This is a genomic window from Corynebacterium humireducens NBRC 106098 = DSM 45392 (assembly GCF_000819445.1).
GTDB classification, from domain to species: Bacteria; Actinomycetota; Actinomycetes; order Mycobacteriales; family Mycobacteriaceae; genus Corynebacterium; species Corynebacterium humireducens.
The window spans coordinates 927,451-940,039 of sequence record NZ_CP005286.1 but is presented as its reverse complement, the minus strand read 5'-3'; the positions used below and the strand labels follow the sequence as shown (position 1 = coordinate 940,039).

The window sequence follows — 12,589 nt, the reverse complement described above, 5'->3', positions numbered from 1 at the left end:
GAAAAGAACTCCCCGTGAAGAAGACGCTTCCCATCATCGCCCTCTCCCTCACCCTCGTCCTCGGCGGCGGTGCCGTCACCCCGGCACTGGCGCAGAGCTCGAGCAGCTCCGGCTCCTCCGGTTCCTCCGGCTCCTCGGGCAGCTCCCGCGGCCCGGTGAACAAGGTCGAGTTCGGCGAGGACCGGGTGGACGGCCCGCTGGTCATCACCGTCGTCGGTGATCTCCTCGGCCAGGGCATCTCCGAGAACGTCGGTTTCCTCATCGGTGACCTCGGCGTCATGGCGAACATCGGGGTGGGCGAGGAGTTCGCCATCCTCTTCGGCGATTCGTGGCGGGGTCCCCGCTTCGGGCAGGGCGAGTGGATGAGCCCGGTCGGTGTCGTCGCCGTCATGGGTGAGGACGGCCGCATCGAGATCCTCCGACCCCTCAACGACGGTGACCGCGTCGAGCAGCTCATCGACTACGCCCACACCGACGGCATCACCGTCATCCCCTCCGACGTCATCAACATCGACGGCACCCTCTACCTGCAGGGCATGTGGAACCAGGGCATCGGCAACGTGCTGCGCACCGAGATCTGGGAGTCCACCGACCAGGGAGCCACCTGGGAGTCGCTCGGCACCACCCCGACCTCGTACATGAACGGCCAGGGCAATCTCATCACGTGGGAGCAGGGTCCGGACGGCTACGTCTACGTCATGTCCTCGGAGTTCAAGCGTGCCGACGACGTCTACCTCTCCCGCTTCCTGCCGGAGCAGATCGCCGACCGCACCACCTGGGAGCACTACAACACCACCACCGGCGAGTGGGACGCCACCTTCGCCGGCACCCCGGTGCTGAGCGACGACGTCGCCGCCGGCGAGATGTCCCTGCGCTACATCGAGGGCCACTGGGTCCTGGCCATGTTCAACGCCTCCACCTACACCGTGCAGGTGCGCATCACGGAGAACATCACCGACGACTGGGACGCCATCACCCCGGCGGACGTCATCCTCGGCGGCGTGTGGGGTTCCCCGCAGGACGCCGGCAACTTCGCGCAGGTCTACGGCGGTTACATCGTCCCGGGTTCGACCATCGGGGACATGGATCTCGTGGTGTCCCAGTGGCGGACCGGCAGCAACACCCGTTACAACTCGACCCAGTTCAACGTCACGGGTCTCGACGAGTTCTTCGGCATCGGCACCGCACCCACCGACACCACCGCCCCGGAGGGCCGCATGGCTCCGCAGACCGTCCCGCAGGACCGCGCCGGCGATCAGTCCGTCATCCGGGTCGAGCAGACCGAGGTCACCGCGGACACCACGCCGGAGCAGGGGCTCCTGGACTCCACCACGGACCTGGTCATCGTGCCGCTGGAGCAGTAGTTCACAGGGTGCGGTTGATCGCCAGCATCCACTGGTTCACCGGCCCCTACACCTCCCAGCGCACCTCGTCGGGGCTCTTGTCCGCACGCCACCCGCGCCACGCGGCCTGGCGTACCCGCCCCTCACGCGTCCGGCCTGCCAGGGACACCTCCCCGACAAGCTTCGGGGTGACGAACCACGCGTCGGACTGGTCCGCCGCCGGCACGTCGTCGACCGGCGGGGTCTTGCGCTCGATCCGGCGCAGGGTCTTCTCGATGTCCCCCAGCTGCGCGGCGGTGAAGCCGGTGCCGACGCGGCCGGCGTAGCGCAGCTGACCGTCGGCGTCCGGCACCGCCAGCAGCAGCGAACCGATCCCGCCGGCGCGCCCGCCCTTGCCGTGGCGGGCACCGATCACCACCACCTCCTGGTGCAGCTGCGTCTTCAGCTTCAGCCACGCCTTGCCCCGCTTACCGGGCAGGTAGGTAGAGTCGGCGCGTTTGGCCACCAGCCCCTCCAGCGCCAGCTCGCGGCTGATCTTCTCCGCCTGGGCCAGGCTCCCGGTGTGCGCGGGAGGGACGGTGACGTGCTCACCCTCCGCCAGCACCTCGCGCAGGAGTTCGCGGCGCTGACGGTACGGAGTCCGCAGCTGCGGACTCGCGTCCTGGTCACCCGGCGCGCCGAGCTGGAGGATGTCGAAGACCATGTAGCGCAACGTCACGTCCCCGGCCTCCCCCTTGGCGGCGGCCTGCAGCAGCCCGAAGTCGGGGCGGCCGCGGTCGTCGAGGGCCACCAGCTCCCCGTCGAACACCGCCCCACCGGCCTCCGCGGCCGGGCCCTGCAGCAGCTCCACCAGCTCCCCAGCCTGCGGGAACAGCGCCGTGTAGTCGTGACCGTTGCGGCTGGCCAACACCACCCGGCCGTCCCCCGTCCCGACGCCCACTCCCGCAATGATGCGGTAGCCGTCCCACTTCATCTCGAAGACCCACTCCTCCCCGTCCTGCACGCCGAGCTTGATGTCGGCCGGGGTGCCCGGGGTGGCGAGCATCGGGGACGGCAGGTCCGCGACGCCGAACGCCGGGCGGGCGGCAGGGGACTCAGCGACCTCAGCCTTCTCGCTGGGAGCGGGATCGGCGGGGCGTCGAGAAGCATCGTCGGGCTGATCCTTCATGAACTTCAGCAACCAGTGCTTCTCCTCCCCCATGCCCGGGGCGTGGATGAGGGCGTAGCGGCGCGGCACACCACCCAGCCCACCGTCGGGGCGGCCGTGCAGGACGGCGATGACCTCCTTGCCCGCGCGCCACTTCTCGATCTCGCAGGTGCCCGCATCCCAGATGCTCACCTCGCCGGCGCCGTACTCCCCCTTCGCGATGATCCCCTCGAAGGTGCCGTACTCCAGGGGATGGTCCTCGGTCTGCACGGCCAGGCGGTTGAGGGAGGGGTCCAGCGGCGGGCCCTTCGGTACCGCCCAGGAGACGAGCACCCCGTCGTGCTCGAGGCGGAAATCCCAGTGCAGGCGGCGGGCGTGGTGCTCCTGGATGACGAAGGTCGGCTCACCGTCCGCACGCGCCGTCGGCCGCTCCTCCGGCACCGGCTCCGCCGTCTTCGAGGGATCGCGCATGGAGCGGTAGGTGCTCAGCCGGTCGGGGGTCTCGGAGGGGTCGGCGCGCAGGGGCTCCAGCGGATCAAGCCCCTCGGCGACCCGCTCGAGGACCTCCTCGTACTCGAGGTGCCGCAGGTCCGGGTCCGCCAGCTCCTCCCAGGTACGGGGTGCGGCGACCGTGGGCCGCAGGCGACCGCGCAGGGAGTACGGGCTGACGGTGGTCTTGGAGGCGTTGTTCTGCGACCAGTCGATGAACACCTTCCCGGCGCGGTCGGCCGTCTTCATCGTGGAGATCACCTCATCCGGGTGATCGGACTCCAGGCCGCGGGCCAGTTCGCGGGCCACCTGGGAGATCGTCTCGGAGTTGTGGGTGCCGTCGAGCGCCGCGTAGTCGCGCAGCCCCACCCCCTCGCCCGGGTCGAGGTCGAGCACCAGCCGGTCGGGGTTGCGGGGCTGGCCGTTGGCGCCGAAACGCCACTGCGGGGCGTGGAGCTCGAGGGCGGCGACCTGCCCGAACCAGGCCAGGACGCCCGGTTCCTCGGCCAGCGGGTAGTGGTTGGTGGAGGTCTTGTGCGCGATCCTGCCGGTCGGGATCCAGCTGGGCGCCGAATCCTCCAGATCCTTGCGGAAGAACACCTGCCCCGGCTCTTCCTCGGTGCCGACCCCGTCGACCCACCTTTTACGGGTGACGGGACGGCGGGTGAGCTGCGGGATGATCACCTCGGCGACGCTGAGGTAGTAGTGGATGACATCGGCCTTCGTCGTGCCCGTGGCCGGGTAAAGCACCTTGTCGAGGTTGCTCACCGACAGCGTGCGCTCGCCGACCTGAAACTGCTTCCTGCCTCGCGCCATGGCCTGCCCTTTCTGTATAAGCTTCATGTTATGCGCGCAGTATGGACCGGAGCCATCACGTTCGGACTCGTCAACGTCCCCGTCAAGGCCTACGGGGCGGTCGAGGACCACGACATCTCCTTCCACCAGGTCCACGACAAGGACGGCGGCCGGATCCGCTACGAGCGGCGCTGCGAGGTGTGCGGCGAGAAGGTCGACTACAAGAACATCGACAAGGCCTACGAGTCGGACGGGGACACCGTCGTCCTCACCGACGAGGATTTCGAGGCGCTCCCGGAGGCCGACAACAACGAGATCGAGGTCGTCCAGTTCGTCCCCTCCGAGCAGGTCGACCCGATCATGCTGGAGCGCAGCTACTTCCTCGAGCCGGAGGGCAAGTCGCCGAAGTCCTACCTGCTGCTGCGGCAGACGCTGGAGGCGACGGACCGCACCGCGATCGTCACGTTCGCGCTGCGACAGAAGACCCGCCTGGGTGCGCTGCGGGTGCGCGGCAAGGTGCTCGTCCTGCAGGGTCTCTTGTGCGCCGATGAGGTCCGCGACGTGGATTTCAAGGGCACGAAGTCGCGGGCGAAAATCTCCGACAAGGAGCTCGAACTGTCGGCAGCGCTGGTCGATCAGTTCGCCTCGGATTTCACTCCGGAGGCGTTCGAGGACGAGTATCAGATCGAGCTGCGCAAGCTTATCGACGCCAAACTCGAGGCCGGCGACACCCTCGACACGGAGGCCACCTTCGGGGAGAAACCGGACGAGGATGACTCGGACGACGCCGACGTCGTCGACCTCATGGAGGCCCTCAAGGCGTCGCTCGACAAGAAGCGCGGCGGGAAGAAGCCTGCCAAGAAGACCACCAAGAAGGCGGCGAAGAAGACGACCAAGAAGTCGAAGTCCGCTTAACGACGCCAGGTCGTCGGGTCCCCGGCCGCCGTCGCCGGGTCCAGGCCCCACGCCTGCGCGATGAGTTCGAGGGTGCGGTTGTTGGTCTGGGTGGTCGGTCCCTTGATCAGCAGCATGAGTTCGTCGGCCTGCGCGCGCTCGGCGAAGGCCTCCAGGTACTCGGCGGTCTGCTCGCCGGTGCCGACGGCGTAGTAGTCGAGCATGGAGGCGTAGTGCTGTCCCACCGGGGAGGCCAGGACCTGGTCGATCTTGTCGTCCCCGGCGACACGGCCGTTGAAGTGCATGACGGTGACGTGCTGGCGCACCATCTCCCGGTGGAGGCGGGCCGCCTCCTCCTCGGTGTCGGCGGCCGTCGCGTTGAGGGCGGCGATGACGTAGGGCTCGTCCATCAGCGCCGACGGTTCGAACGTTTCACGGTAGACGGTGACGGCCTGCTCGAGCATGGGCGGGAACAGGTGTGAGGCGAACGAGTACGGCAGGCCCAGCTTGGCGGCCAGCTGCGCGCCGTAGAGGGAGGAACCGAGGATGTAGAGGGGCACGTTCGTGCCTCGGCCCGGGATGGCCTGCACGTCGGGGATGAGCGACTCGCCCTGCAGGTAGCGGGCGAGCTCGATGATGTCGGAGGGGAAGTTCTCCGCGGCGTTGACCGGGCGGCGCAGCGCGCGGGCCAGGGTGGTGCGGTCGGTGCCGGGCGCGCGGCCGAGGCCGATGCGGCCGGGGTACATCTCCTCCAGGGTGCCGAACTGCTCGGCCACGATGTACGGGGAGTGGTTGGGCAGCATGACACCACCCGCGCCGAGGCGGATCGTCGAGGTGTGGGCCGCGACGTGCCCGATGACCAGGGCACCGCCTCCGCCCTCGACGCCTGCCTCCACATCGTCCGCACCCGCCTCGGCACGGCCGCCGCCGCCCGCGTGGCCCGTCACCTGGTCATCGCCCCGCACCGCGAAGGCGGACAAGCCCAGTACATCGAGCGACCGCTCCCGGCACACCAGGGTCAGGGGCGGCCACCGTATCCGTCAGCCCGGTAGCGCGTGACCGCTCCCGGCACACCAGGGTCAGGGACCGGTCAGTGAGGTCATCGACTGGGCCCTGGCCAACCTCGATGAGCCGCTGACCGTCGAGGAGCTGGCCGCACGCGCCCACATGAGCCGACGCAACTTCACCCGCCGGTTCCGCGAGATCACCGGCACCAGCCCGGCGCGCTGGGTCACCGACCGCCGCCTGGACGAAGCCCGCTCCCTGCTGGAGACCACCCCGTGGACGGTCGAGCGGATCGCCCGGGTCTGCGGCTTCAGCAGCCCCGTCACCTTCCGCCAGAGCTTCGCGGCACACTACGGCACCACGCCGACGTCGTACCGCAAGCGGTTCACGGAGTGAGCGACCTCAGGATCAGCGGAACTCGAACTGCAGCTGCACGTCCTCGTCGATGGCGTGGATGATGCCGGTGTAGAAGTTGCGGGCCTGGTCCTCGAGGAGATCGCGGTTGGCGTCGATGTGCTCCTGCCGCTTCTCGTCATTGAGGATCTCGGTGACGGCCTCGGCGGAGTCGATCTCCTCCGTGATGAAGCTGAGGGCCCTGCCGTCCCGGTGCACCGTCTTGAACTCCGGGTCCTTGAAGCCGATGGACTTGAACGGCGGGACGGTCACCAGGTACGAGTCGGTGTCAGTCTGCCGGATCGCGACATCACCGCCGTCGATGCCCAACTGGGCGGTGAAGGTGTACTGGAGGATGTTGGTGCGCTGGGACCCCGGCATCTCCCACTTGAAGATCTTCGCCTCCCGTTCCACCGTGTGCAGGCCCTGCGTCGCCGTGCTGAGGAGGACGATCTCCTCCTCCCGCTCCACCGCGGTGATGATCTCTGAGGTACGCGACGTGGTCTCCTCCTTGATCGGCTCCCCTGATGCACTCCCCCACGCGTAGGCGGCGACGACGGCGACCGCCATCACGATCAGCACGCTGATGATTCCCAGGACCAACCGCGCAGCGCGCATCCTCATCCACCTCATCGGTTACCGGTATACAGATCAGAAGGGATGCTACCAGACCGGCTCATCGGGAACGGCGGATTCAGCCGCGCCGGGATTTCCGGGCATGCCGCACCGCAAAGAACACGGCCGCCACGATGAGGATGAGACCGATGCCGCCGAGTCCCGGGGAGTCGTCCAGCTCGCCGAGATACAGCAGGACAGCACCGAAGGCCACGGCCGCGACCGCGGGCACATAGGGAAGGTACTTCACGAGGTTGAGCGTACTCCCGGAAACGGTGGCACGCGGCCGCCGGCGCAGGGAGGATGGGCTCATGACACGAATCCTCCATGTGGTCACCAACGTCGCCCATTTCGACGACCCCTCCGACACGACCGGCCTGTGGCTCTCCGAGCTGACCCACGCGTGGGAGGTCTTCGCGGAGCGCGGCTTCGAGCAGACCATCGTCAGCCCGGCCGGCGGGTACGTGCCCCTCGACAAGCGTTCCCTGACGTTCCCCGCCAAGGAGAAGACCGCCTCGGACTGGCTCACCGATCCGTCGAAGATGGCGCTGCTCGGCACCACCACCGCCGCCGCCGAGGTCGACGCCGCCGACTTCGACGCCATCTGGTTCGCCGGCGGGCACGGCGCAATGTACGACTTCCCCGACAACGAGGACCTCCAGCGGCTCACCCGGGAGATCGTCGAGGCCGGCGGCGTCGTCGCCGCGGTGTGCCACGGTTACTGCGGGTTGCTCAACACGCGGTTGTCGGACGGTTCCCTGCTTATCGACACCCGCCCCCTCACCGGTTTCTCCTGGGTGGAGGAGAAACTGGCGCTCGTCGATAAGCTTGTCCCCTACAACGTCGAGGAGGTGGCGAAGCAGCGCGGCGCCGACTACCGCAAAGCCACCCTGCCGTTCGCCTCGTACACCGTGACCGACGGCACCCTCATCACCGGGCAGAACCCGGCGTCGGCGAAGGCGACCGCCGAACTGGTGGCGGACGCTCTCGCATGATCGATGAGGACGACGCCCTCCTCGGGGTGGACCCACCACAGCTCGACCCGGAGGCGCTCCTGCTGTGCGGACTCATGTGGGCCGGCAAGGAGCACCCGCCCAGCAACGAGGTGTGCCGCGTCCTGGAGCCCGGCGACTTCTACGACCCGCACCACGGCCGGCTCTTCGGGTTCCTTGCTTCTCGACGCCGCGCCCACCAACCCGTCGACCCCGCCAGCCTCGGCTCGGCACTGTCGGAGATGGGCGACTCCGCTCCCCTGCCCCGCCACACGGCGAAGCGCCTGCTGCTTGAGCTGACCACCCTCAGCGTCGTCCCCGAGCTGGTCACGGACTACGCCGACCAGGTTCTCGGGATGTCCTACCGACGCCAGTACCTGACGATGGCCACCGCCCTCACCCACGCCGGGGAGACCCTGCCCGAGTCGGAGCTGTTCCCCGTCATGGTCGAGCACGGCCGGGCGCAGCGCGCGGCGTGGGAGCGGCGGCTGGCCTTCCGCAACCGGGAAAAGGAATGACAACCATGTCCCCCATGTTCTCGCTCGTCTTCTCCGGCGTCTCGATCATGATGGTCGTGGCTGGCTTCTTCATGTTCTACCGCGCCTTTCGGCAATGGAGGACCCTCCGCGATCTCGCCGAGCGCGGCGAGCGGGTCCGCGGCACCGTGACCTCCTCGTACGTGCGCATCGAGGAGAATTCCAAGGGCAACGACGTGCACCGGCTCGTCGAGATCGTCGAGTTCCACACCCTCGCCGGTCAGAAGGTCCGCGGCCGCCCCCGCTTCAACGATGTCGGCCTCGCCGACCGCACCGGGCAGACCGTGCAGATCATCTACTCGAAGGACAACCCGGAGCTGTTTCTCGCGCCGAAAGACGGGAAGCAGCAGTCCTCAGGTGTGGTGGTGACCAGCGCGGTGGTCGGCGTCGTGTTCATCGCCGTCGGCGCGGTGCTGCTGTTCGTCGGTTCTTCGCTACCGTCGATGCCATGACGTCCCGCAGCCTCGCCCCCGCCCTCGTCGGCCTTCTCTCACTCACGCTCACCGCCTGCGCCGACGACTCCGCCCCGCCGACCCCTGCCACCACGGAACAGACCGTGACCGCCACCGGGTCCGCCGCAGAGTCCGCAGCTGCGGACTCCCAGGAGTACCCAGACATTCTCGAGGCTAAGGTCACCCCGGCCGGGGAAAAGTTCCGGGTCGTCGTCACCGTGTCCTCCCCGTACGACACCCCAGAGCGTTACGCGGACGGCTGGCGCGTGCTCACCCCGGACGGCGACGTGCTCGCCGAGCACACCCTCCACCACGATCACCAGAACGAGCAGCCCTTCACCCGTTCCCACGGGCCGTTCGCCATCCCCGACGACGTCACCGAAGTCGTCATCGAGGGCCGCGACCAGGTCAACGGCTACGGCGGCGGCACCGTGACGGTGCTGGTGCCGCGGCACGGGTAGGAGTCCGGTCAATTAAGCTATGTTTCCCACGGATTGATGACGCGGGAGGACATGGGGAGGAAATCCTTCACATTGCGGGTGACCACCTCCATATCGTGTACCAGCGCAGTGGCTGCCAAAAGGCAATCACGTTCGGGACGGGGGTCTGGGACCTGCAATGCAGCAGCTCGAGCAGCGACCTTGATATCCACGGCCAAAATTCGGCCAGAGAAGAGGTCCAAAACCTCGTCTTCCAGCCATGTCCGCAATCGCCTGCCCTGGATCTCATCTTTCCGTTCGAGCCGACGAATTCCCAGCTCAATCTCCATCACGGTCACGACACTCAAATATAAATCGTGTGGCCTTCTCCGAAGAATCCAGGCTCGTACTGCTGGATCAGCCTGTGGCTTACGCAATTCGCTGATGACGTTGGTATCCAAAAGGAACATCAGAAATCTGGTGCCTTCAAGGTGATATCCATTTGTGGGAACTCGACGTCAATGACCTCGTCCAGCTGCAATCTATCGAGGAATTCCGCTGAGTCTTCGGAGTCGGTACCTGTGAGACGTCGGTAGTCATCTATCGACAGGAGGACGAACGCCGGTTCGCCCCTGTCGGTAACCACGACAGGCCCCTTGGACGCGGCCCGCTTCGCTGCGCTGACATCCCGATTGAAGTCCCGCGAAGAAACGACAGTCATATTCACCTCCTGGTAGGTACGTACCTACATCATGACGTGAGTTCCATGATTCTGCAATAGGTCGACGCCTTCCCCCGACCAACCCACACCACTAGGGTGGGGGCGCAGGAGGTTCCACGATGACCGACCCAACCCGATTGACCATTCTGCAGACCGCTGACCTGCACGGCCAACTGGAGACCCACGACGAGTTCTATCTGGAGGACGGGCAGCCCGTGTACCGGCGGGCCGGCGGCGTGGCCCGGATGAAGACCCTCTTCGAGCAGATCCGGGAGGAGAATCCGCACACGGTCATCGTCGACAACGGCGACTGCTTCCAGGGCAGCGGCTGGGTACAGCTCACCCGCGGCGAGGCCGTGGTCCCGGCGATGAACGCGCTGGACTACGACGTGCTCATGCCGGGCAACTGGGAGGTGGTGTTCGGCAAGGAGCGGCTGCTTCAGATCGCCGGGGAGTACACTGCCCCGATGGTGTGCACCAACATGCACCACGCCGATGAGTCGGGTGATCCGGTGGGCAACGACGTGATCGGCAACCACCTCTTCGCCCCTTTCCACGTCCTGGAGAGGGGCGGGGTGCGGATCGGCGTGCTGGCCTACAACGACCCGGCGCTCACCCGACGCCAGGCACCCGCCTACAGCCGGGGCATCGCCATGACCCGGCCGGCCCAGAGCCTGGCCCACTGGGTGCGTCACCTGCGTGAGGAGGAGGGCTGCGCGGTGGTGCTCGTCATGGGCCATCTGGGCATGGCCCCGCAGGTGGCCCTGGCCAGCGAGGACGTCGCGGAGGGCGTCGACTACATCCTCGGCGGCGACACGCACGAACGCATCCGCCAGCCCCTGCAGGGGAGGCACGCCCGCGTCACCGAGCCCGGCGCCTTCGGCTCCTTCGTGGGCAGGCTCGACATCGAGGTCGGCAGCGCGGGGGTCCGCGAACTCAACTACGAGCTTCTCGACGTCCACGAGGACCTCCCCGAGGACCCCCATCTGCGGTCGCTGCTGGACGACATCCGCGCCGCCCACCCGGAGCTGGAGGAGACGATCGGCACGACGTCCTCGGTGCTCCAGCGCTACTACGTGCTGGAGACGCCGATGGACAACCTCGTCACCGACGCCCTGTTCGCGAAGGCGTCCGCGGCCCTGGCCGCGCGGGGCGAGCACCTGGACATCGCCCTGTCCAACGGCTTCCGCTTCTGCCCGCCGCTGGTGCCGGAGGGCGGGGCGGCGTCGATAAGCAGGCAGTTCCTGTGGTCGATGCTGCCGGAGAACGCCGAGGTCAAGACGGGCACGGTGACCGGTGCGCAGCTGCGCACGTGGCTGGAGAAGGAGCTGAACAACGTCTTCTCCCCGCGCGCCGACGAGGTTTTCGGCGGCTGGGTGGTGCGCTTCGCCGGGATGCGGGTGCGTTTCATCTCCCGCGCACCCATGGGGCACCGGGTGCAGTCGGTGGAGATCGGGGGTCGCCCACTGGACCCGGACGCCACCTACACCGTCGCCGCCTGCGAGCGTGAGGGCGATCCGGTGGACACGCTGTGCCGGCTGCGGAACTGCGACGACCCGCAACTGCTGGGTTTCACCCTGCATGAGGCGGTCGAGGAACTCCTCGCCCGCGGACCGGTGAACTACGGCCTGGAGGGGCGCTGCGTGGCGGAGGACCTGCCGGAGAAGGTCCTCGGGCAGGGCAACATGGAAGGGTACGAGTTCCGGTGACCGGGCACCCGCTCGCCCGTTACCGCGGCACCGGCGCCGACCTCCCCTTCGGCGACCCCACCCGCGCCCACCGCGGTGTCGCGATGGAGGGCTACTTCTGGCGCCTCACCGATCCGGCGACCGGCCGCGTCCTCATCGCCCTGTGCGGCGCCAACCAGGGGCCGGAGGGGCCGTGGGCGACGGTCGGCCTGGCCGGGTCGAACGGTTTCCTCCGCACTGCGGCGGTCGACGGCGCATGGACTGACCCGGCGCGGCTCGGGGTCCGGGGCGGCCCCGCCGCCTCCCCGGCGTTCGTGGGCTCCCCGGAGAGGCTGCACGTGGACCTCGGTGCCGACGCCCGCCTGGACCTGCGCTTCCATGGCCTGCGACCGTGGCCGCACCGCACCTTCGGCGGGTCCAGCGTCTTCCAGGTGATCCCGGGGCTGAACCAGTACTGGCACCCGTGGCTGCTCGGTGGGCGTGCCTCCGGGACCGCCACCCTCGGCGGTGAGACCTGGGAGTTCACCGACGCCCAGGTCTACGGCGAGAAGAACTGGGGCCGCGAGGGCTTCCCCGATTCCTGGTGGTGGGGGCAGGCGCAGGGTTTCGCGGAGCCGGAGGCGTGCGTCGCCTTCGCCGGCGGGCTGGTCACGGCGGGGCCGCTGCGGGTGGAGGTGACGGGGCTGGTGGTGCGGTTGCCGGACGCGCGCGTGCTGCGCCTCGGCAACCCCGTGGTCAGCCCGGTCCACACCCGCACCACCGATGACTCCTGGGTGCTCTCGGGGCGGGGCTACGGCTGGCGGGTGGAGGTCACCGGCTCCGCCCCGCTCGCCGACGCCTTCGTCCTCCCCGTCCCCCTCCCCAGCGAACACCGCAACGTCGCGGGCGATCTCGAGCACCTCACCGGCGACCTGGAGGTCACCGTCTCCCGCTTCGGCCGGCACGTGTGGGGCGGCCGCACCACGCTGGCGGCCCTCGAACACGGCGGGCTGGACCGCGCTGCCTCTGAGCTGCGCAGACGTGGTCTGGACCCCACGCTTTCCGACGCCCCACCGTGGACGTGACACCATCCGACTTGACGGAATATACCCCCCGGGGTA

Annotated in this window: 15 protein-coding genes; 9 read left to right on the top strand and 6 right to left on the bottom strand. The window is 68.3% G+C overall.

From position 1 onward, the window contains the following. The first annotated feature begins 14 nt into the window (after positions 1-14). Complete coding sequence (locus tag B842_RS04790) at positions 15-1,364, top strand: DUF4185 domain-containing protein (protein WP_040085474.1); 1,350 nt, start codon at positions 15-17, stop codon at positions 1,362-1,364. A 46-nt stretch (positions 1,365-1,410) separates the two neighbouring features. Here B842_RS04790 and ligD read toward each other — a convergent pair whose 3' ends face one another. Further along, positions 1,411-3,795, bottom strand: coding sequence for a non-homologous end-joining DNA ligase (ligD, locus tag B842_RS04785; protein WP_040085473.1), 2,385 nt, complete (start codon positions 3,793-3,795; stop codon positions 1,411-1,413). A 30-nt stretch (positions 3,796-3,825) separates the two neighbouring features. On the opposite strand from ligD, the gene ku reads away from it, so the two are divergent. Further along, positions 3,826-4,689 (top strand): non-homologous end joining protein Ku, encoded by an 864-nt coding sequence (gene ku, locus B842_RS04780; RefSeq protein ID WP_040085471.1) that lies wholly within the window; start codon positions 3,826-3,828, stop codon positions 4,687-4,689. Here the strand turns inward: ku and B842_RS13950 are convergent. Further along, positions 4,686-5,648 carry an MsnO8 family LLM class oxidoreductase gene (locus tag B842_RS13950; protein WP_052437753.1) on the bottom strand — a complete coding sequence of 321 codons (963 nt, stop codon included), beginning with the start codon at positions 5,646-5,648 and terminating at the stop codon, positions 4,686-4,688. The genes ku and B842_RS13950 overlap by 4 nt on opposite strands. A 187-nt stretch (positions 5,649-5,835) precedes the next feature. Between B842_RS13950 and B842_RS14110 the strand changes: the two genes are divergently transcribed. After that, complete coding sequence (locus tag B842_RS14110) at positions 5,836-6,069, top strand: helix-turn-helix domain-containing protein (RefSeq protein WP_052437752.1); 234 nt, start codon at positions 5,836-5,838, stop codon at positions 6,067-6,069. A 12-nt stretch (positions 6,070-6,081) separates the two neighbouring features. Here the strand turns inward: B842_RS14110 and B842_RS04765 are convergent, their stop codons facing one another. Both B842_RS04765 and B842_RS13655 read right to left on the bottom strand, forming a co-directional pair. Next, positions 6,082-6,684, bottom strand: a complete 603-nt coding sequence (locus B842_RS04765; RefSeq protein ID WP_040085470.1) for a hypothetical protein — start codon at positions 6,682-6,684, stop codon at positions 6,082-6,084. A 76-nt stretch (positions 6,685-6,760) separates the two neighbouring features. Further along, on the bottom strand, positions 6,761-6,994 hold the full coding sequence (locus tag B842_RS13655; RefSeq protein WP_156119440.1) for a hypothetical protein: 234 nt from the start codon (positions 6,992-6,994) through the stop codon (positions 6,761-6,763). Between B842_RS13655 and B842_RS04760 the strand changes: the two genes are divergently transcribed. From B842_RS04760 to B842_RS04745, 4 genes are read left to right on the top strand one after another with little or no spacing between them, the layout of a single operon-like run. Then, positions 6,993-7,676, top strand: a complete 684-nt coding sequence (locus tag B842_RS04760; protein WP_040085469.1) for a type 1 glutamine amidotransferase domain-containing protein — start codon at positions 6,993-6,995, stop codon at positions 7,674-7,676. The two genes, B842_RS13655 and B842_RS04760, sit on opposite strands and share 2 nt — an antisense overlap. Then, a complete protein-coding gene (locus tag B842_RS13130) occupies positions 7,673-8,191 on the top strand; it encodes a DnaB-like helicase N-terminal domain-containing protein (RefSeq protein WP_052437751.1) in 519 nt (172 codons plus the stop codon). The genes B842_RS04760 and B842_RS13130 overlap by 4 nt, the downstream gene beginning before the upstream one ends. Positions 8,192-8,196: 5 nt before the next feature. Continuing rightward, entirely contained in the window at positions 8,197-8,661 is a 465-nt protein-coding gene (locus tag B842_RS04750; protein WP_040085468.1) for a DUF3592 domain-containing protein, read from the top strand. Continuing rightward, positions 8,658-9,122, top strand: coding sequence for a hypothetical protein (locus B842_RS04745; protein ID WP_040085467.1), 465 nt, complete (start codon positions 8,658-8,660; stop codon positions 9,120-9,122). Before B842_RS04750 ends, B842_RS04745 begins: the two co-directional genes overlap by 4 nt. A 17-nt stretch (positions 9,123-9,139) precedes the next feature. Here the strand turns inward: B842_RS04745 and B842_RS13410 are convergent, their stop codons facing one another. Both B842_RS13410 and B842_RS04735 read right to left on the bottom strand, forming a co-directional pair. Then, positions 9,140-9,550: a type II toxin-antitoxin system VapC family toxin gene (locus tag B842_RS13410; RefSeq protein ID WP_082028377.1), complete on the bottom strand. Its 411-nt coding sequence runs from the start codon at positions 9,548-9,550 to the stop codon at positions 9,140-9,142. Continuing rightward, entirely contained in the window at positions 9,550-9,801 is a 252-nt protein-coding gene (locus B842_RS04735; RefSeq protein WP_040085465.1) for a type II toxin-antitoxin system Phd/YefM family antitoxin, read from the bottom strand. The genes B842_RS13410 and B842_RS04735 overlap by 1 nt, the downstream gene beginning before the upstream one ends. Before the next feature lie 119 nt (positions 9,802-9,920). On the opposite strand from B842_RS04735, the gene B842_RS04730 reads away from it, so the two are divergent. Next, entirely contained in the window at positions 9,921-11,510 is a 1,590-nt protein-coding gene (locus tag B842_RS04730; protein ID WP_082028376.1) for a bifunctional metallophosphatase/5'-nucleotidase, read from the top strand. Continuing rightward, the gene (locus B842_RS04725) at positions 11,507-12,553 is read left to right on the top strand and encodes a tocopherol cyclase family protein (RefSeq protein WP_040085463.1); all 1,047 of its coding nucleotides are present in this window, start codon (positions 11,507-11,509) and stop codon (positions 12,551-12,553) included. The genes B842_RS04730 and B842_RS04725 overlap by 4 nt, the downstream gene beginning before the upstream one ends. Positions 12,554-12,589 lie beyond the last annotated feature (36 nt).